General features: G+C 47.9%; 20 protein-coding genes. 10 read left to right on the top strand and 10 right to left on the bottom strand.

The window, feature by feature from the left end:
- Positions 1-111 precede the first annotated feature (111 nt).
- Positions 112-1,020 carry an RNA polymerase sigma factor RpoH gene (rpoH, locus tag C504_RS0110190; protein ID WP_018689235.1) on the bottom strand — a complete coding sequence of 303 codons (909 nt, stop codon included), beginning with the start codon at positions 1,018-1,020 and terminating at the stop codon, positions 112-114.
- 163 nt (positions 1,021-1,183) lie between these two features.
- Positions 1,184-2,188: an RluA family pseudouridine synthase gene (locus C504_RS0110195; protein ID WP_018689236.1), complete on the bottom strand. Its 1,005-nt coding sequence runs from the start codon at positions 2,186-2,188 to the stop codon at positions 1,184-1,186.
- A gap of 55 nt (positions 2,189-2,243) precedes the next feature.
- Between C504_RS0110195 and C504_RS17620 the strand changes: the two genes are divergently transcribed.
- The 5 genes from C504_RS17620 to C504_RS0110220 all read left to right on the top strand — a co-directional run bounded on the left by C504_RS17620 (position 2,244) and on the right by C504_RS0110220 (position 7,316).
- Positions 2,244-2,585 carry a hypothetical protein gene (locus tag C504_RS17620; RefSeq protein WP_018689237.1) on the top strand — a complete coding sequence of 114 codons (342 nt, stop codon included), beginning with the start codon at positions 2,244-2,246 and terminating at the stop codon, positions 2,583-2,585.
- 142 nt (positions 2,586-2,727) lie between these two features.
- A complete protein-coding gene (locus C504_RS0110205; protein ID WP_018689238.1) occupies positions 2,728-3,822 on the top strand; it encodes an ABC transporter ATP-binding protein in 1,095 nt (364 codons plus the stop codon).
- A gap of 88 nt (positions 3,823-3,910) precedes the next feature.
- On the top strand, positions 3,911-5,047 hold the full coding sequence (locus C504_RS0110210) for an extracellular solute-binding protein (protein WP_018689239.1): 1,137 nt from the start codon (positions 3,911-3,913) through the stop codon (positions 5,045-5,047).
- A gap of 92 nt (positions 5,048-5,139) precedes the next feature.
- Positions 5,140-6,423, top strand: coding sequence for an ABC transporter permease (locus tag C504_RS0110215; RefSeq protein ID WP_018689240.1), 1,284 nt, complete (start codon positions 5,140-5,142; stop codon positions 6,421-6,423).
- A gap of 5 nt (positions 6,424-6,428) precedes the next feature.
- A complete protein-coding gene (locus C504_RS0110220; protein WP_026317389.1) occupies positions 6,429-7,316 on the top strand; it encodes an ABC transporter permease in 888 nt (295 codons plus the stop codon).
- Positions 7,317-7,387: 71 nt separating this feature from the next.
- On the opposite strand, the gene C504_RS0110225 is transcribed toward C504_RS0110220, so the two are convergent.
- From C504_RS0110225 to C504_RS0110250, 6 genes are all read right to left on the bottom strand, one after another.
- Entirely contained in the window at positions 7,388-8,506 is a 1,119-nt protein-coding gene (locus C504_RS0110225) for a Gfo/Idh/MocA family protein (protein WP_018689242.1), read from the bottom strand.
- A 3-nt stretch (positions 8,507-8,509) separates the two neighbouring features.
- Positions 8,510-9,274, bottom strand: coding sequence for a sugar phosphate isomerase/epimerase family protein (locus tag C504_RS0110230; protein ID WP_018689243.1), 765 nt, complete (start codon positions 9,272-9,274; stop codon positions 8,510-8,512).
- Between the two features lie 18 nt (positions 9,275-9,292).
- Positions 9,293-10,381 carry an ABC transporter ATP-binding protein gene (locus C504_RS0110235; RefSeq protein WP_018689244.1) on the bottom strand — a complete coding sequence of 363 codons (1,089 nt, stop codon included), beginning with the start codon at positions 10,379-10,381 and terminating at the stop codon, positions 9,293-9,295.
- Positions 10,382-10,384: 3 nt separating this feature from the next.
- On the bottom strand, positions 10,385-11,290 hold the full coding sequence (locus tag C504_RS0110240; RefSeq protein WP_018689245.1) for a carbohydrate ABC transporter permease: 906 nt from the start codon (positions 11,288-11,290) through the stop codon (positions 10,385-10,387).
- Positions 11,283-12,212, bottom strand: coding sequence for a carbohydrate ABC transporter permease (locus C504_RS0110245; RefSeq protein WP_018689246.1), 930 nt, complete (start codon positions 12,210-12,212; stop codon positions 11,283-11,285). Before C504_RS0110245 ends, C504_RS0110240 begins: the two co-directional genes overlap by 8 nt.
- Before the next feature lie 70 nt (positions 12,213-12,282).
- Positions 12,283-13,515 carry an ABC transporter substrate-binding protein gene (locus C504_RS0110250; RefSeq protein ID WP_018689247.1) on the bottom strand — a complete coding sequence of 411 codons (1,233 nt, stop codon included), beginning with the start codon at positions 13,513-13,515 and terminating at the stop codon, positions 12,283-12,285.
- A 260-nt stretch (positions 13,516-13,775) separates the two neighbouring features.
- On the opposite strand from C504_RS0110250, the gene C504_RS0110255 reads away from it, so the two are divergent.
- The 3 genes from C504_RS0110255 (at position 13,776) to C504_RS0110265 (ending at position 16,423) form a co-directional block, all read left to right on the top strand.
- The gene (locus C504_RS0110255; RefSeq protein ID WP_018689248.1) at positions 13,776-14,807 is read left to right on the top strand and encodes a LacI family transcriptional regulator; all 1,032 of its coding nucleotides are present in this window, start codon (positions 13,776-13,778) and stop codon (positions 14,805-14,807) included.
- A gap of 180 nt (positions 14,808-14,987) precedes the next feature.
- Complete coding sequence (locus tag C504_RS19020) at positions 14,988-15,701, top strand: response regulator transcription factor (RefSeq protein WP_018689249.1); 714 nt, start codon at positions 14,988-14,990, stop codon at positions 15,699-15,701.
- A gap of 32 nt (positions 15,702-15,733) precedes the next feature.
- On the top strand, positions 15,734-16,423 hold the full coding sequence (locus tag C504_RS0110265) for an HAD-IA family hydrolase (protein WP_018689250.1): 690 nt from the start codon (positions 15,734-15,736) through the stop codon (positions 16,421-16,423).
- 1 nt (position 16,424) lies between these two features.
- Here C504_RS0110265 and C504_RS0110270 read toward each other — a convergent pair whose 3' ends face one another.
- Positions 16,425-16,883 carry an Lrp/AsnC family transcriptional regulator gene (locus tag C504_RS0110270; protein WP_018689251.1) on the bottom strand — a complete coding sequence of 153 codons (459 nt, stop codon included), beginning with the start codon at positions 16,881-16,883 and terminating at the stop codon, positions 16,425-16,427.
- A gap of 126 nt (positions 16,884-17,009) precedes the next feature.
- On the opposite strand from C504_RS0110270, the gene hppD reads away from it, so the two are divergent.
- Positions 17,010-18,134 (top strand): 4-hydroxyphenylpyruvate dioxygenase, encoded by a 1,125-nt coding sequence (hppD, locus tag C504_RS0110275; protein ID WP_018689252.1) that lies wholly within the window; start codon positions 17,010-17,012, stop codon positions 18,132-18,134.
- Positions 18,135-18,151: 17 nt separating this feature from the next.
- Here the strand turns inward: hppD and C504_RS0110280 are convergent, their stop codons facing one another.
- Complete coding sequence (locus tag C504_RS0110280; protein ID WP_018689253.1) at positions 18,152-18,592, bottom strand: MarR family winged helix-turn-helix transcriptional regulator; 441 nt, start codon at positions 18,590-18,592, stop codon at positions 18,152-18,154.
- Between the two features lie 67 nt (positions 18,593-18,659).
- Here C504_RS0110280 and hmgA point away from each other — a divergent pair, with 67 nt between their 5' ends.
- The gene (hmgA, locus tag C504_RS0110285) at positions 18,660-20,021 is read left to right on the top strand and encodes a homogentisate 1,2-dioxygenase (protein WP_018689254.1); all 1,362 of its coding nucleotides are present in this window, start codon (positions 18,660-18,662) and stop codon (positions 20,019-20,021) included.
- The last annotated feature ends 19 nt before the right edge of the window (positions 20,022-20,040 follow it).

The following is a 20,040-nucleotide window of genomic DNA, read 5'->3' on the forward strand; positions in this document are numbered from 1 at the left end:
ATGAAACGTATACGATTCATATATCGAAATCAATATGGCTGCTTGTTCCAAATACAAAAAAGCCCCGCATGATGTAAATCAGCAGGGCTTTGATTTGTTTAGAGGTAGGTTTTAATGTGCTTCAAGTTGCTTTTGCGGCGCTGCTAATTCTGCTGCTGCGGCAACCATTGCTTCTTGAACTTTTTCAAAAGCGCGTACCTCGATCTGGCGAACCCGTTCGCGTGAAATGTTGAACTCTTGGCTCAAATCTTCAAGTGTCATCGGGTCTTCCGACAGGCGGCGTGCACGGAAAATGCGCTGCTCACGTTCGTTCAGCACTTCGATAGAATCGTTGAGCATTGAACGGCGGTGATCGAGTTCATCTTCTTCGACAAGCATTGTTTCTGCGCTGTCTGATTCATCAACTAACCAGTCCTGCCATTGACCGCTCTCGCCATCCGCATTGCGGATAGGCGCGTTGAGCGATGCATCGCCAGAAAGGCGCTGGTTCATGGACAGCACTTCTGCTTCGGACACTTTCAGATCTGTCGCGATTTTCTGAACTTGTTCTTCGTTCAGATCATGCTCGCCAAGTGCCTGAATACGGTTTTTCGCTTTGCGTAGATTAAAGAACAGCCGCTTTTGATTGGCGGTTGTGCCCATTTTCACAAGGCTCCAAGAGCGCAGCACATATTCCTGAATAGAGGCTTTGATCCACCACATTGCATAAGTGGCAAGTCTAAACCCGCGTTCTGGGTCGAATTTTTTCACAGCCTGCATAAGGCCGACATTGCCTTCGGACACAACTTCGCCGATTGGCAAACCATAGCCGCGATAACCCATCGCGATCTTGGCAACCAAGCGCAAATGGCTCGTCACCATGCGGTGCGCGGCTTCTGTGTCGTCATGTTCATGATATCGTTTTGCCAGCATATATTCTTCGTCTGGCTGCAGCATAGGAAATCTGCGGATTTCCTCCATATAACGGGACAAGCCGTCTGCGCCGCCTGAAAGGCTGGGTAAAGTGTTTTGTTGGGCCATTGCAGCACCCCTTTTCTTCTCTTCTGCTTCCGCCCAATTGCGGCAAGCGTCGGTTCGTTGCGTCTGTCAAAGCCCGCTGAACCTGCAAAATGTTTATAACCACATTTTGTTCATTTTGAGATGTAATATCTCGTGAACACTGTTTCAACATTCTGTGAACTGTTTAGTTCCAACTGTTTGAAAATGCTTTCATGACTTCCTGCATGTCTTGCGGCGGTTCGCTTTCAAGTGTCAGTATTTCACCTGTTTTTGGGTGTTTGAAGGCTAAAAGTCGCGCGTGAAGGGACTGTCTGCGGAATTTATTTGCGGCAGATTGGGCGGGTTCAGGTAAAATATTCGCCTTGGTGCGAAAGCCTGCTCCATAGACATCATCGCCGATCAGCGGATAGCCGATATGAGCCATGTGGACACGAATTTGGTGTGTTCGGCCAGTTTCCAGCTCGCAATTAACAAGGCTTGCAACTTGGTCCGTGCCGTCATTGGGACCGTAGCGCTCTATGACTTGAACATGGGTGACGGCATGGCGTGCACCGGGCCTTTTTTCATTGACCACAGCTTGCTTGGTGCGGTCACCATCGCCGCGACCTAGAAAATTCTCGATGCGCAGCTTTTGCTGCTGCGGCGCGCCCCAGATAATCGCTGTGTAAACACGGCGCATGGCGCCTGTGCGTCCATGATCTGCAAATTGTGATGATAGGTGGCGGTGCGCGAAATCATTTTTGGCAACGACCATGACACCGCTGGTTTGCTTATCAAGGCGGTGAACGATACCTGGCCGTTTGACGCCGCCAATGCCAGACAGCGTATCGCCGCAATGGTGAATAAGCGCGTTGACCAATGTGCCGTTGAGATTGCCTGCACCTGGGTGCACAACCAAGCCTGCGGGCTTGTCGATGACAATCAGATCTTCGTCCTCATAGAGGACATCAAGCGGAATATCTTCTGCCTCAGGATCAGGATCACCTGCTTCTGGAACAACGAAAAGCGCTTTGTCGCCCACCGTAATTTTCTTTTTTGGCTGCTTGATGGTCTCGCCGTTAAGCTGGACGTGACCGTCTTCAATAATAGCTTTGATGCGGTTGCGTGAGATATCCTCATGGGTCACAGCCGAAAGCCACTGATCCAGCCGCAAGCCATTATGTATATCTTCGGCGATGAACTCTTCCATTTTATTCCAACCCTGTTAAGTCAGCGTTGTTATATCGAAAAAGTGACATAGGGCTATGGCTGAAATTAAATTGGACAAAGAAGAAGAAAAACCACTTGATCCAGCGGCCGAACGGTTGCGGCGCAAAATGGTGCGTCTGATGGCTATTTCCATCGGCACATTGTTCATTGCGGTTTTTGCCGTGCTGTCTGCAATTATTTACAAGATGAATAATGCACCTGATACCAAAAGAATGATTGAAGCCGACATCAATTTACCTGAAACTTTCGTCGTAGAGAGCGTGGATGTCGATGGCGAAAACATCGTTATTTACGGTAAAACAGCTGGAAATGGCGCAAAAATACTGTTTTTTGACAAGTTTTCAGGTTCTGCCCGTGGAAAATTAAATCTCCACTAGACATCTGAAATTCATGCTCTACGTTGTCCGTGAGGGCGAGAGAATGCGTGGGCCGTTTGGTTTCTATGCTTCTATCGATTTTGTGGATAACAAAAAAATCCCACAAAGGCAGTAAGAGTTTTTACTGCGGGAATGGAGAAGAATGTCAAACACTCGAGGTGCGTCAGTTGTCTTTGACGGCGTCCAAAAAAGTTATGACGGCGAAAATCTCGTCGTAAAAAATCTTAATCTTGATATCGCCCATGGCGAATTCCTTACGATGCTAGGGCCATCAGGTTCCGGCAAAACGACCTGCCTGATGATGCTCGCAGGGTTCGAACCTGCCACCCACGGCGAAATCTATCTCAATGGAAACCCGATTAATAATGTACCGCCGCATAAGCGTGGCATTGGTATGGTTTTCCAAAATTATGCGCTCTTTCCGCATATGTCTGTTGCCGAGAACTTGGCGTTTCCGCTTAAAGTGCGCGGCATGGGCAAAGCTGAAAGCGAAGAGCGTATCAACCGTGCGCTTGATATGGTTGAGCTTGGTGCTTTTGGCTCACGCCGTCCGGCACAATTGTCAGGCGGTCAGCAGCAACGTGTTGCTGTAGCCCGCGCATTGGTTTTTGACCCTGAATTGGTGTTGATGGATGAGCCTTTGGGTGCGCTTGATAAGCAGTTGCGTGAACAAATGCAGTATGAAATCAAGCATATTCATGACAATCTGGGTGTGACTGTTGTTTATGTTACGCATGACCAAACAGAAGCCCTGACCATGTCTGACCGTGTGGCCGTGTTTAATGATGGCATCATTCAGCAATTATCACCGCCGGATGTTCTTTATGAAAGCCCGGACAATTCTTTTGTTGCGCAGTTCATTGGTGAGAATAACAAACTTGCTGGCTCCGTTGTGGAGATTGGAAAAGGCGTTTGCACGGTAAAACTTGACGACGGAACCATAGTTCAGGCCGATCCTGTTAATGTGCATAATGTTGGCGATAGAACATCTGTATCATTGCGCCCTGAGCGCATTGAAGTTGCGCCGGATAATTCTCCGGACAACCTCGTTGACGGTAAAATTGAAGAGATGATCTATCTCGGCGACCACATTCGTGTGCGCATGAATGTTGCTGGCAATAATGAATTCATCGTCAAAGTGAGAAACCGCCGTGACAAACGGCCGATCTCAGCAGGCGATGTTGTGAAGGTTGGCTGGGATGCCGCCGACGCAAAAGCCCTAGACGAAGCAATCTAAGGCCAAACAAAACCTGTTTGCGGCAAGATTGCCGCAATCAATAATCTACAGGTATAATTTCAAACGAAAGAAACTTTGGGAGAATTTGATGAAACATAAATCATTACTACTTGCAGCTGCTGCTTCAACAGCACTGTTTTCAACGACAGCGATTGCACAAAACGAAGATCTAGCTGCCGCACCATGTGAAGGTTGTGCGGAAGAAATGACAATTGTTTCTTGGGGCGGTGCCTACCAAGAATCACAGCTTAAAGCATATGTAGAGCCATATGTTGCCGCGACTGGCGTTAAAGTCTCTTTTGATGAATCTTCAGCTGAAGCGACTGCAAAATTGCGTGCGATGAATGAAGCTGGCAATGTGACTTGGGACGTTGTGGATGTTGTTGCATCTGATGCGATCCGTCTTTGCGATGAAGGTCTTGCGGCTGAACTTGATCCAGCAACTGATTTGGCAAATGCGCCAGACGGCACATCTGCTGAAGACGATTTCGGCAATCTTCGTGTGAACGAATGTTTTGTACCGCAGATCGTTTACTCAACAACAATCGGTTACCGCACAGATAAAGTTGGCGACACGCCACCAACTGAAATTTGCGATATCTTCGATACAACAAAATTCCCTGGCAAACGTGCCCTTCAGAAACGTCCAATCGATAACCTTGAGTGGGCAACTTACTGTAACGGTACAGCTAAAGACAAAATCTATGAAGTGTTGAGCACAGAAGAAGGCGTTCAGGCTGCTTTCGACAAGCTTTCAACAATCAAGGATGATGTTGTTTGGTGGACAGCTGGTGCGGAAACACCGCAGCTTCTTGCTGATGGCGAAGTTGTGATGGGTTCAACATTTAACGGCCGTCTTTTCTCTGCAATCGTTGAGCAAGATCAGCCAATCGACATGATGTGGGACATGCAGTCATTTGACCTTGATGGTTGGATTCTTCCTGCCGGTCTTGATGAAGCCCGCATGAAACGTGCGAAACACTTCCTCAAATTTGCGACAGACACACAGCGTCTTGCAGATCAGGCGAAGTACATTTCTTACGGCCCAGCACGTAAATCTTCTGCACCGCTCGTTGGCAAGCATGAGGCACTGGGCATCGACATGGCGCCGCATATGCCAACTGATCCGGCAAACGCAGGTAACGTCCACAACTATGACTACACATGGTGGGCTGACAACCGTGACGATTTGGATGCAAAATTCCAATCGTGGCTTGCACAGTAAGCTGACTTAACATTGAGGGATGCGGCGCTTGCGCCGCATCCTAAACACCAACGTAATCTAAAATAAGGTATTCCATGAGCAGCTCAGAAACCATGAGTGTCGAAGAACAGCTGGCCGCAGGCCAAACTGAGGACGGTATTGTACGGGCTGCTGATGGAACACCTTTGAAGGCTCGACTGGCAAAAGCATTGCGCCGCGAAAAGCTGCGTTCGTTTTTGATGATTTCGCCGCTTCTACTTTTTATTGTTTTAAGCTTTTTGATGCCGATTGGCGACATGCTGTTGCGCTCGGTTGAAAACAAGATCGTTCAAAATACGTTGCCGACGGTCGTTCAGGAACTCGAACGGTGGGATCCAGCGTCTGAGGAATTGCCCGACGAAGCGACATTTGCGGCATTGGCGACTGACCTCAAAATTGCGGTCAAAGAACGTATTCACACCCGCTTGGGCAGCAGGCTGAATTATGAACAGTCCGGTTTTTCCGGTCTTTTCCGCTCGACAGGGCGTGCTGTGCGCAAAATGGAAGAAGGCCCGTATAAAGAGCAGTTTATTAAAGCCGATGAGGACTGGGGTAAGCTGCAAACGTGGGTTGTTCTGGACAGCTTCAAAGCACCTTATACGGCGGGCTATTTTCTAAACGCTGTTGACGCAGAAAACACTGTTGATGGTGTGCAGATGAAGGCGGAGAATGAGCGAATATACATTCAGTTGTTTATTCGCACGATGTGGATGTCGCTTGCCATTACATTCATGTGTTTGCTGCTTGGTTATCCTGTAGCTTATCTGCTTGCGCATTTGCCAGCGCGCACATCCAACATGTTGATGATCCTTGTTCTCTTGCCATTCTGGACATCGCTGCTGGTGCGTACATCCGCCTGGAAAGTGTTGCTTCAAGGGCAGGGCGTTATCAATGATTTATTGGTGTGGGTTGGCTTTGTGGATGATGCGGACCGTCTGGTTCTGATCAACAACCAAACCGGCACCATTATCGCGATGACACATATATTGCTGCCATTTATGATTTTGCCGCTTTACTCGGTGATGAAAACTATTTCGCCAACCTATGTTCGTGCTGCAAAAAGCATGGGCGCTAATGACTGGACTTCGTTCTGGAAGGTTTACTTTCCGCAATCTGTGCCGGGCATTGGTGCAGGGGCGATCCTCGTGTTCATTTTGGCAATTGGCTACTATATCACGCCAGCATTGGTGGGTGGAACGAGCGGTATCTTCATCTCGAACCGTATCGCGTTCCATATTTCGACGAGCTTAAACTGGGGCTTAGCCGCCGCATTGGGAGCCATACTCTTGGTTCTCGTTCTATTGCTCTTTTATGTTTATGATAAAATTGTCGGTATCGACAATGTGAAACTAGGGTGATCAACATGGCAGCTCTTCCTCCATATTCATCCAACGCACAGATCGCATGGTATTACGGTTTTCGCACGATTTGCGCTTTGATCTTCTTCTTTTTGGTCTTTCCGATCATGGTGATTATTCCGCTTTCTTTTAATGCGGAAAACTTTTTCACCTTCACACCAGAAATGCTGCGCTTGTCGCCGGATGGTTATTCGCTCAAGCATTACCAAGATTTCTTCACGAGCGAAGCATGGCAAAACGCTATGTGGAATTCGCTGACGATTGCACCATTGGCGACGATTTTAGCTACGGTATTGGGCACGCTGGCGGCGATTGGTTTAAGCCAAAGCCATGTGCCGTTTAAATCAGTGATTATGGCGATACTAATTTCGCCGATGATTGTGCCGCTGATCATTTCGGCAACGGGCATGTATTTCTTCTATTCACGGGTTGGCAATTTTCTCGTCAATGATGTTGGCTTGCCGCTTGATGCGGTGAACTTTGCCAAGATCGTTCTGGCCCATGCGGCCCTTGGCACGCCTTTTGTGATCATCACCGTAACAGCGACGATGGTGGGCTTTGATCGGTCATTAACACGGGCTGCTGCATCTATGGGTGCGAACCCTGTTACCACTTTCTTCAAAGTGCAGATGCCGCTTATTTTGCCCGGTGTGATTTCAGGTGCATTGTTTGCTTTCATCACATCGTTTGATGAAGTGGTTGTTGTGCTGTTTCTTGGTACTGCGTCACAAAAAACACTGCCATGGCAGATGTTTATCGGATTGCGCGAGCAGATTTCACCGACAATTCTCGCGGTGGCGACCATCATGGTGGCACTGTCTATCTTGCTGCTCACGACGCTTGAACTTTTACGCAGACGCTCTGAGCGCTTACGCGGTCTTACACCAAGCTAATTGCACACACATAATACTCATAAAAAACGCCGCTTTTGAGCGGCGTTTTTCGTTTTAGTATGGGGCTTTTTCTAAGCCATAAGTGCTTTGGCAGCTTGGCTGTCTAAAGCCTCTGGACGGTCGCAACGTGTCGTCATGTCAACGAAGCCGCCCGTCTCACCGGATTTCAAAATACCTGTCATGACATCGACCGCGTGGAGCGCTAATTCCATTGAACAGCGATGCGGACGGTTTTCGACAATGGCAGACGCCATATCGGCAAGACCCGCGCCGCGGTAATTTGCATTATCACCTTCATTGGCGATGCCGAATGGATGGTCGCTAGGCGTAACGGTTTTGATCTCTTGATCTGTGCCAGCCATTTCGATTTTGCCGCCAAAGAAATTAGGGTCAGGGATGAAAAGAGAGCCATCCGTACCGTAGAGTTCCATGTTGGCATGGCGATGTGCCCAGATGTCCCAGCTGGTGGACAAGGTAATGGTTGCGCCGTTTTCAAACTCTAGCAAAGCATGAATATTGGTCGGCGTATCTACGGGCACCTTTTCGCCATTACGTGCACCATTGGTAATTGTACGCTCGTTGAAAGTTGTGGTGGTAAGGGCCACAACGCGCTTTACCGAACCAATCAACTGAATGAGGTTGGTGATGTAATAAGGTCCAATATCAAGAACCGGACCAGCACCTGGCTGGAAAAAGAAGTCCGGATTTGGGTGCCAATGTTCCATGCCGTGGCTCATAACGTGGCATGTGCCTGCAATAATTCTTCCAACTGCACCGTCATCAATTAGCGCGCGAACCTGTTGGTGTGCACCGCCTAGAAATGTATCGGGAGCAGAGCCAATGCGTAGACCTTTTTGCTTGGCAAGTTCAGATAGTTCTTTGCCCTGTTCAAAGGTCAGTACGACTGGTTTTTCCGAATAAGCGTGTTTGCCTGCCTCAAGAATAGACTTGGTGACAGCATAGTGCGCGTCAGGAATTGTAAGGTTCACAACAATGTCTATGTCTTCTGCAGCAAGCAGATCTTCGATTGATGAACTGCCAACGTCAAACTCTTCAGCGCGCGCTAAAGCTGCCGCATGATCAATGTCTGCAATGGCACGCATTTCGAGCGACTTGAACAAAGGTGCAAGTCTTAGATAGGCAGCTGAAATATTGCCGCAGCCTATAATGCCGATTCCTATTTTTGTCATAAATTATGCTTTCCAGAGTGTATTGATTGTCGCGATAGAGCGGCTTGCAAACCGCTTGTCATCATTTGGATTGTCGTGCTCGGCGACGACATATTGGTTGGATGTTTTATTGATGGCATCGCGGATGGGAGCCCACTCCACGGTGCCCTGGCCAACATCGGCCCAGCCGTCTTCGTCTGCGCATTCGCCTTGCGGTGCAATGTCTTTGATATGCACAGCTGCGATGCGGCTAGAATATTTTTCTAAGAATGCGATAGGGTCTTTACCGCCTTTGATGACCCACGCTAAATCCAACTCGGCTTGCAAGTCAGGCCCGCCTTCTAAAATTGCGTCGAGCGCTGTTGTGCCGCCGCCAAGATCTTGCATTTCAAAATCATGATTGTGCCAGCCAACTATAAGGCCTGCATCTTTAAGCGGGGCGAGGGCTGCTTGCACACGTTTGCCAAAGGCTTGCCAACCGGCCAGATCAGTGGGGCGTAAATCGGCCTCAATATGCGGTACGAATGCAGCTTTGAGATCGAGCAATTTTGCCATAGCCACACATTCTGATGAACTGTCCTCTAAATTGGCAAGGCCCATATGGGCGGTTGGCATTGTGAGGCCGTTTTTCTCTAAGTCAGCTTTTAGTGCGGCCGCAGCCTGACTATCGGTAAATAATGCGCCATAGCCTTCCACATGTTTGTAACCATTGCTTGCAAGCAACTCTAATGTCTTGCTGATTGGCCCAAAATTGCGGGAAGAATATAATTGATATGAGATGGCAGTCATGGGAATTCCTTTGAAAACTTAAAGTCGTAATTCTGAATTGGTATCAAAAAGGCTCGCTTTTGTAGGGTCGAAGCCGATTTTGACTTTGTCACCAGGGCTAACATTTGCTGTGCCTTCCATACGGAAGCGGAACGGCTGGCCGGCATAAGTGGACCAAACAAGAGTGTCCGCACCCATAGGCTCGACCAGCTCAACTTCGACGGTTTCTGTGACGGGCATGGCGGTAGCTTGATCTGCGACAGCTACTTGCTCGGGGCGAACACCAAGAATTGCTTGTTGCCCGTTGTTGCGTTCTTCATCTGAAAACTCATAGCTAGTGAGTTTTATTTTTTTGTCCGATGTCTCAAAAACATTTGCTTTTGCGCCAGACAATTCGCCATTTAGAAAATTCATTTCAGGCGAGCCGATAAAGCCAGCCACATATTTATTTGCAGGCCGATTATAGATCGTGGTTGGTGTATCAAGCTGCAAAATGATGCCTTGGCTCATTACCGCAATTCGGTCTGCCAGTGTCATTGCTTCCACCTGATCATGGGTCACATAGATCATGGTGTTTTTGAGCTTTTGGTGCAGGCGTTTAATTTCGACACGCAAGTCTGCACGCAATTTCGCATCAAGGTTAGACAATGGCTCGTCAAACAGGAACACATCCACATCGCGCACAAGTGCACGGCCAATCGCAACGCGCTGGCGTTGTCCGCCCGATAATGCAGATGGTTTGCGGTCCAGCAAAGGCTCGATCTGCAAAACGCTGGCAGCACGCTCAATGCGCTTTTCGATTTCTGCTTTGGGCAGGCCTGCATTTTTCAAACCGAAAGAAAGGTTACCTTTCACGGTCATTTGCGGATAGAGCGCATAGGATTGAAACACCATGCCGATGCCTCGGTCTTTGGGTTCTGACCATGTGACGTTTTTATCGTCGATAAAGATCTGTCCGTCGGTAACATCAAGCAGTCCGGCAATGCAGTTTAATAAAGTTGATTTGCCGGAGCCTGATGCACCTAGGAGGACCAGAAACTCTCCTGTTGGGATATTGAGGTTGAGATCGCGCAGTACTTTAACGCTGCCGAAATTTAGAACGAGGTCTTTGACCGAAACGGTGGCCATGATTTACCCTTTCACAGCGCCGGCTGCGATGCCGCGCACGAATAGTTTGCCTGAGATGAAATAGATGACGAGCGGCACAAGTCCGGTCAAAAGCGTTGCCGCCATGTTGACGTTGTACTCTTTGACGCCCTGTACCGAGTTCACAATATTGTTGAGCTGCACAGTCATCGGATAGGTGTCCGGCTTGGTGTAAATCACGCCAAACAGGAAGTCGTTCCAAATGCCGGTTACCTGCAAGATGATTGCAACCACGAAAATTGGCAAAGACATTGGCAGCATGATCTTGAAATAGATGCCCCAAAAACCTGCCCCATCCACACGAGCCGCCTTAAATAATTCTTCCGGTATTGAGGTGAAGTAATTGCGGAAAAGTAGGGTCAAGATCGGCATGCCGAACACTGTGTGTACGAGTACCAAGCCCCATATCGAACCCATGAGTTTGATCTCACGCAGCATGATCACGATTGGATAAAGCATCGTCTGATAGGGAATGAACGCACCGATAATCAAAATGGTGAAAAAGGTTTCTGACCCTTTGAACTTCCAATTGGCAAGTGCGTAGCCGTTTACGCTGGCGATGAGGATCGATAAAACGATCGACGGAATAAGGATTTTTACCGAATTCCAGAAACCGCGCGAAAGACCATCGCAATTAATGCCAGTACATGCCTCTGCCCATGCTTTAATCCACGGCTGGAATGTTGGCTCTAAAGGTGGGCCAAACACATTGCCAAGGCGGATTTCCGGCATGCCTTTTAGCGATGTGACAATCATCACATAGAGCGGCAATAGGTAATAAATTGAAACAAGCAGCAGCGTTCCATAGATGAATATATTGGCACGGCTAAAAGCACGTTTTGGTTTAGGGCCACGCGGTTCTGCGGCGTTATTTAGAGCTGAATCAACCACGTTTGCGCCCTCCAAATTCGAGATAAGCCCACGGGATTAAAATGATAATCACAGACACAAGCATCATCGTAGAGGCTGCAAAGCCTTGACCCAGATTCTGAGCACGGAACATATAATTGATGACGTATTTCGCGGGAACTTCTGAGGCGATGCCCGGACCGCCATTGGTTTGGGCAACGACCAGATCATAAAGTTTGATAATGCCCGATGCGATCAAGACGAGTGATGTTATGATCACTGGACGCATCATGGGCAATATAATGCGCAGGTAAGTTTTTACGGTGCCGATGCCATCAACACGGGCCGCTTTCCAAATGTCTTCGTCTATGCCGCGCAATCCAGCGAGCATGATGCACATAATCAGGCCTGAACCCTGCCATATGCCGGCGATAAGAATGCCGAAAATGACAGTATTTGGATCATTAAGTGGGTTAAACGCAAAGCTCTCCCAGCCCCAGTTCCGTACGACATTTTGAAGGCCGAAATCGGGATTTAGTATCCACTGCCATGTTAAGCCAGTAACGATGAATGAAAGCGCAAAAGGATAGAGGAAAATGGTTCTGAATGTATTTTCAAAACGAATTTTCCGGTCTAGCAATGCAGCTAATGTAAAGCCGATGATCAATGTTAAGATCATTGAACAGATGCCGTAGATCGCCAAATTTTCAATGGACACCATCCAGCGCCGCGTACTCCATAGGCGCTCATATTGGTCAAGGCCGACAAAGTTGGCACGCGGCAAAAGCTTTGAATTCGTAAATGAATAAACCACTGTCCATGTCGTGCCGCCAACGAAGACAACCAGCGCCGTGATAATCATAGGAATAGAAGCTAGCTTGGCGCTAAGATTCTTGAACAGTGGGTTGGGTTTGCCGACAGGCGCATGATCGCGCGCGGCAGAGGGTTCTGTCGTTACAGACATATCCTACTCCATTGGGTGAAGGGGAAGCATCCGGCGCCTCGGGAACGCCGGATGCATATTGAGCTTGCGTTTATTCAGCGCTCTCGATGATTTCTGCATAACGCGATTGTGCGTCTGCAGCACTCATATCCCCAGACCAGAACTCAGCCATGAGATCTTCGATCTGAGTTGTGGTGTCCGGTGTAAGGTTCTGGTCGCCTGATGGCATAATGCCACCGTCCGCCAAAATCTTGAGACCTTTTTGCATACAGTCATTGGCCGCTGAAAGATCAACATCGCCGCGAATAGGAAGCGAGCCTTTTTTCAGGTTAAATGCGACCTGTACTTCTTTGGATATTAGCAGTGATGCCAAGCGCATCTGTGCTTCTGTTGTCTCGGCGTTGTCCACTTTTGGGAAGTAGAATGCGTCACCGGCAGTATCAAGGATTTGATTGTTGCCGAGGCCAGGCAGGCATGTGTAATCCTTGCCAGCTACTTTTCCAGCAACCTGAAACTCGCCCTGTGCCCAGTCACCCATGATCTGGCCACCAGCTTTGCCGGTAATCACCATATTAGTCGCTTGGTTCCAGTCTTGAACATTGGAGTCTGCTGCAAATTCACGTGCTTTAACCGCTGCTTCGAATACTTTTGCATATTCTGGGCCGCGTGCTGTTTCTGCGTCTTTCTCAACGTTCACTTTTTTCCAAGCATCTACGCCTGCAATTGCGACGACCATCACGCCGAAGGCACCATTTTGCTGCCAACCTTGTTTGCCCATAGCGAGTGGAACAATACCAGCTTCTTTAAGATTAGGTGCTGCGGCAACAAACTCTTCCCAATTTGTTGGTACAGGCACGCCTGCTTGTTCATAGGCTGCATTGCTAAGCCAAATCCATTGCCACGAATGAATGTTAATTGGCGCGCAATAGATGCGGCCATCCAATGTGCATGATTCCAAAAGTGATGGCGGATTGACGATGTCTTTCCAACCTTCTTTTTCTGCTATCTCTGTAAGGTCGGTCAACAGACCGGCTTCGATGAGCTCTTCTGCCTGACGGCCATGGTTAAGCTGTGTGGCACCCATCGGGTCGCCGCCCAAAATACGTGAAATAATGACTGGGCGCGCAGTGCCTCCACCGCCTGCAATCGCCCCGTCGACCCATTTGTCACCCGAAGCGTCGAACGCTTTGGCAAGTTCGGACACGGCTGCTGCTTCGCCGCCGGATGTCCACCAGTGTGTGACTTCTAAATCTGTTGCATGAGACGCTGCCATTGGTAGCGCTGCGGAGACCGCTAATGCGGCCATGATCCGTTTGAGATACATAGTTTCCTCCCTACTGTATCGTTACAGTAAATAGATAATCGGATTATGATTGAGAAAGCAAGATGGGCTTTGAAAAATTTATCAAAAGTAAGAAATGAAGCGAATTTTGCAAATTTTATATCGATATCAGTTGTTTAGGGGAGTAATCTGTGTGTGGATAAGTGTTTTTTGTAGAAAAACATTGCTTCGTTTTTACGCAGCATTTAACTTTATCGATAACGGAAAAGAACTTTCGCTGGGTAAGGGGTCTGATAATCGACATGGAAAAGGTAAATCGGCCGCCGACTTTAAAAACGATCGCTTACATGACCGGCTTTAGCGTTACTGCGGTTTCAAGGGCATTGAAGGATGCCCCAGATATTAGCGCGCAAACAAAAGAGCGCGTTCGTTTGGTCGCCAAGCAAATTGGCTACAGGCCGAGCCGTGCTGGGCTAAGATTGCGCACTGGGAAGACGCAGGTGATCTGCCTGATTTTGAACGTTGATGAAAAAATCATGAGCCTGACCTCGCAAATGGTTAGCGGTATTTCTGCGCAATTAAAAGGGAGTAATTATCATCTGGTCGTCACACCTTACTCGGATAGTGATGATCCGCTTGAGCCGGTTAAATATGTCGTGGAAACGGGGTCTGCGGATGTCGTTATCATTTCCAGAATGGAGCCTGACGACATTCGTGTGCGTTATCTGATAGAAAAGAACATGCCGTTCGTTACCCATGGACGAACGCTTTCCAATTTGCCCCATGCGTGGGTTGATTACGACAATGAACGCTTTGCCTACAAAGGAATGGAGCGGCTTAATCTTTTGGGATGCAAAAGTGTTTCTACGGTTTTTCCTGTTCCTCATCTTACCTATTGGCGTGATTTGCAGAGCGGGTTTGAAAAAGGCTTGGCAGAGTTTGATATGACCGAACGGCGATTGCGGGACATAGTTCTTGAAAACACGATGAATGAAATTGAAGAGGGTGTTGCAAAACTGATGCGCTCACCTAATCGCCCAGATGGTATTTTGAGCGCTGCGGGATCTGCTTCGATTGCGATTACCTCAGGCATTGAGCGTGCAGGCTTGGAAGTGGGGCGAGACGTGCAGCTTGTCTCCAAGCAGTCGACACGAATTTTGGAGCGCTTTCGCCCTGCAATTAATGTGTTTTTTGAAGATGTGCCAGAAACGGGGCGTGTGCTTGCTGATTATGCGCTTAAATTGATGCAGGGCCACGATCCAGGTTCTTTGTCCTGCCTTATATATGAGGATTTCGCAGAGCATAATCGGCCGCACAAAAATCACCCTGTCTGATATTGGTGCATCTGTTCAACGCTGAATGCGATTGCTGTTTATAGTTGTTCAAAAGCGATTGAAACGCATGAAGCTGGTTTCTTGTTGTGGCAGGATTTGCTAAAGTTTGAGTGCTGGCGAATATACCATTGGTGAGCATGGTTGTTCCTTCGGCGAGCAATTCTCTGGGCGGGAGATAAAGTGCTAAAGCATGATGCGTTAAGTGATTTTTTTGGTGACAGCTTCGAACTTGAAAAAGCTTCAGCTGCTCTTTCGTCGATCTTTGATACGTTTGGGTTCAACAATGTTGGACTTTTCTTTGCGCCAGTCGATATCCAGTTCATGAGCGCGGAACCTGCCAGTGTTGTTGTGTGTAATGCACGCTCCAATACGCGCCCAATTGATGGTCATGTGCGCAGTTCTCTTAAGGCAATTCTTCAAGCTGTTGCTGAACAGCGGGCTTCTATGTTTCCGCATTATTGGGATGCCAGTCAAAATAAATGGATACGTTTGCGCTCTATCGATGTGCTTAAAAATGATAAGCCGGTGATACTCGGCATTTTCTCATTGGATAGTGTTGGTGAACTGATAGGTTTTGTGGTGGAAACTACAAAGGCGGTTGCTATGTTGCAAATGGCTGCGTTTCACCACCATGCTTTGTTGGTTTTAGATAAGGTTATCGAGCTTCGTAGGGTTGACTTAACGTCAATTTTAACCGAGAGCGAAAGGAACGTTTTGTCCTGGTGTGCGAACGGAAAAACAAGCTATGAAATTTCAAAAATACTTGACCTTTCAGAGCATACCGTAAACCATTACCTCGCTAATGTTTGCCGCAAACTTCATGCTACGAACCGCGCGCAAGCAACAGCAAAAGCAATTAAGCTGGGTATTCTTCCTATCAGCTTTATTCACTAGAGTTTAACCGCTGTTCATTGAAGAGATTGACAATGAAAACTGATGACCTTGTGTGGCCAAAAGCTATTCTGTTCGATCTTGATGGAACACTTGTTGATTCTGTTTATGACCTTGCGGCGGCAATTAATGTTTTGCTGAAAGAATGTGATTTGGAGCCGCTGACGCTGCTTCAGGTACGCTCAATGGTTGGTAATGGCGTCAGGAAATTGGTTGAGCGTGCTTTTGCCGCACGCGATATTCAACTTGATAAAGATGCACTCGATACGCGCGCCGATCAGATGGTCGAAATTTATGGCCGTGATCTAGTAACGCTTACAGTGGCGATGCCGGGCGCTGATGCATTGCTGCGTGCGTGCAAAGATAATGGATGTAGGGTGGCTGTGGTTACCAACAAGCCAGAAGATCCATCTCGCAAAATCGTCGCTCACTTTGGTTGGGCCGATCTGGTTGATGTTGTTGTTGGCGGTGACACATGTGCCGAGCGCAAGCCATCACCCATGATGCTTAAATATGCCTGTGAACAGCTTGGTGTGACGGTCAGTGATACAATCATGGTTGGTGACAGTCCGGCTGATATAGACTCGGCGAATAATGCCTCGATGCGGTCCATTGCGGTGCGCGGTGGCTATACGACTATTGAGCCATGCCGATTGGGCGCTGGTACGGTGATTGATACGCTGGATGATTTTGACACTGGACTTGCGATCATCAATACACGCTAGGCTATTGCCCGATTGGGATGTTTTGTGTGTCTTTCAAAGTCTCTAATGATATCGCTGTTTTAACGTGCTGAACGGCTTCGTGTGCAAGCAATTTGTCATTGATGAATGATGACAAGGATTTCAAATCTTTTGTCGCGATCTTGATATAATAATCCATCTCGCCAGTCATTGCATGCGCTTCGATGACTTCCGGCAGGCTATCGAACAGCTCCCGTATAAGTTTGGAATTTTCCGAATTATGTGTGGCCAAGGTCACAGAGATAATTGTGGTTAGGCCGAAGCCGGTTTTTTCACGGTCCAGCTTTGCATGATAGCCGACAATAATACCGTCTTTTTCAAGTTGCGTGCGCCGGCGTGAGCACTGCGATGCAGACAGGCCAACAATGTCGGCAAGCTCGTTATTGGTGAGTCTTGCGTCATTTTGCAATGCTGCAAGAATAGTCCGGTCTGTTTTGTCCATGTGCTTGTTCCGTGCGGAAAATTATCATTGAGAGCATAATTAATGCGTATTTTCGCAATTTGATGATCACTATGCAAGCACCTTGCATGGGATTTCAGCTATAATTGTGAAAAGAGGAGAAACATTATGGGTCCATTTCCACACGATGCGCCAAAGGCGCAAATTACCGAGAAGAATCCTGCGGGCACTGACGGGTTTGAATTTGTTGAATTTGCCCATGCAGAGCCTGAAAAGCTTGAAGAGCTGTTTCAAATAATGGGCTACACGCCGGTTGCTAAACATAAGACAAAAGCGATTACCGTATGGCGTCAGGGCGATATCAATTACATCGTCAATGCTGAACCAAACAGCCATGCGATGAAATTTGTTGATGAGCACGGCCCTTGTGCGCCGTCTATGGCGTGGCGCGTTGTTGATGCGCAGCATGCATTTGAACACGCTGTTTCTAAAGGGGCGACACCTTATCTTGAAGATGACCGCACATTAGACGTTCCGGCTATCGTGGGCATTGGCGGTTCGATTTTGTATTTCGTTGAGAAATATGGCGAGAAAGGCTCTGCCTATGAGGCTGAGTTTAACTGGATTGGCGAAGCTGATCCAAAGCCAGAAGGTATTGGTTTTTATTACCTCGATCATTTGACGCATAATGTTTATCGCGGCAGCATGGATAAATGGTGGGCGTTTTACCGCGAGCTATTTGGTTTCACGCAGATCCATTTCTTCGACATTGAAGGCAAAATGACAGGCCTTGTTAGCCGTGCAATTACATCGGCATGCGGTAAAATCCGTATTCCGCTGAATGAATCGACTGATGATAAAAGCCAGATCGAAACATATTTGCAAAAATATAAGGGCGAGGGCATTCAGCACATCGCTGTTGGTTCTGACGCGATTTATGATGCGACCGATAAGCTGGCAGATAATGGCCTAAAATTTATGCCGGGCCCGCCTGAAACATATTATGAATTGTCGCAGGAACGTGTGAACGGTCACTCAGAGCCGATCGAGCGCATGAAAAAGCACGGCATTTTGATTGATGGTGAAGGTGTTTTTGATGATGCCAATGGCGACCGCATGACGAAAATTCTTCTTCAGATTTTCTCTAAAACGGTTATCGGCCCGATCTTTTTTGAATTCATTCAGCGCAAAGGCGATGAAGGCTTTGGCGAAGGCAACTTCCGCGCATTGTTTGAAAGCATTGAGATGGAACAGATGCGTAATGGCGAATTGCCATCAGAAGCTGCTGAATAGTTACGCCACTTATTTAATTAGCTTTTAAGACCAGCGAGTATCGCCAGATTGCGTTTTAGTGATCTGGCGTTCTCCTCTCCAAGCCGTTCCATCAATGAACGGTCAAATGCCTTGGCGCGGCGTTGCAAATCTTCCAAAACGTGCTTTCCCGACTTTGTTAAAAACAACTCCTCAAGCCTGCGGTCAGTGTCCATTGTCCGGCGGGCGATAAATCGCTTTTGTTCAAGCGCTGAAACGGCACGGCTGATTTTCGTTTTATGAATATTAGCGCGGGTGCAAATGTCTTTGGCGGTCATGTCCCCGAATTGACCTAAGTGAAAAAGTACGCGCCATTCTGTGCGCAGCATCCCGTAACGCTCTTTATAATATTGCCGAAACCCAAGGCTTGCAGCCTCGGCTGCCTGATTGAGCAGATAGGGCAAAAATTCGGTTGAATAAAACGTGTCATCTTTTGTCATTTTATCTACTGAAACTGTTGTTAGTTACATTTTCAACTAATACGCTCGTTTTCATGGAGAGACAATCATGAACAAGCAAACATCTGCCGATGCGCTCAAAGATAGCGCAGAGCATATTGATCCACATGCCGGTTATATGCCCGGCTTTGGTAATGATTTTGAGACAGAGGCTCTGCCAGGCGCGCTGCCGCAAGGCATGAACAGTCCGCAAAAATGTAATTATGGTCTTTATGGCGAGCAATTGTCCGGCACGGCTTTTACTGCGCCAAGCCATCAGAACGAGCGCACATGGTGTTACCGTATTCGCCCATCGGTCAAGCACACGCACCGATTTGAGAAAATCGATCTACCTTATTGGAAAAGCGCGCCGCATGTTGATCCAGATGTTGTAAGCCTAGGTCAATATCGCTGGGATGCTGTGCCGCATTCATCTGAAAAGCTTGATTGGCTGAGCGGGATGCGTACGATGACAACGGCCGGCGATGTGAACACGCAGGTTGGTATGGCTAGCCATATTTATCTTGTGACTGAGTCCATGCAGGATGCGTATTTTTATTCAGCCGATAGTGAACTGTTGATCGTGCCGCAAGAAGGCAAGTTACGTTTTTGCACCGAGCTTGGTGTGATTGATTTGGAGCCGCAAGAAATTGCGATCATACCGCGTGGTTTGGTTTACCGTGTTGAATTGATCGACGGTCCGGCGCGCGGCTTTGTGTGCGAGAATTATGGCCAGAAATTCGACCTACCAAGCCGTGGCCCAATTGGTGCAAATTGCATGGCGAACCGCCGTGATTTTAAAACACCGATAGCCGCTTATGAAGATAAGGAAGTGCCGAGCACTGTCACTGTAAAATGGTGCGGGCAATTCCATCAGACTAAAATTGGGCATAGCCCGCTTGATGTTGTTGCATGGCATGGCAATTACGCGCCGGTAAAATATGATTTGAAAACCTATTGCCCTGTCGGTGCAATTTTGTTCGATCATCCTGATCCGTCGATTTTTACAGTGCTGACAGCACCAAGCGGTGTTGAGGGAACAGCGAATATTGATTTTGTCTTGTTCCGCGAACGCTGGATGGTGGCGGAAAACACATTCCGCCCGCCGTGGTATCATAAGAACGTCATGTCCGAACTTATGGGCAATATTTACGGCCAATATGATGCCAAACCGCAAGGCTTTGTGCCCGGCGGCATGAGCCTGCATAATATGATGTTGCCCCATGGGCCTGACCGCAACGCCTTTGAAGGCGCATCAAATGCCGACTTAAAAGCAGTTAAACTCGAAAACACTATGTCATTTATGTTCGAAACGCGCTTTCCTCAACATCTGACAAAGTTTGCAGCAAGCGAAGCGCCATTGCAGGATGATTATATCGACTGCTGGGGCGACCTAGAGAAGAAGTTTGACGGCTCACCAGGCGTAAAATAACGCCGCATAAAGGGATAAA

This window comes from Ahrensia kielensis DSM 5890, assembly GCF_000374465.1.
Taxonomy (GTDB): domain Bacteria; phylum Pseudomonadota; class Alphaproteobacteria; order Rhizobiales; family Rhizobiaceae; genus Ahrensia; species Ahrensia kielensis.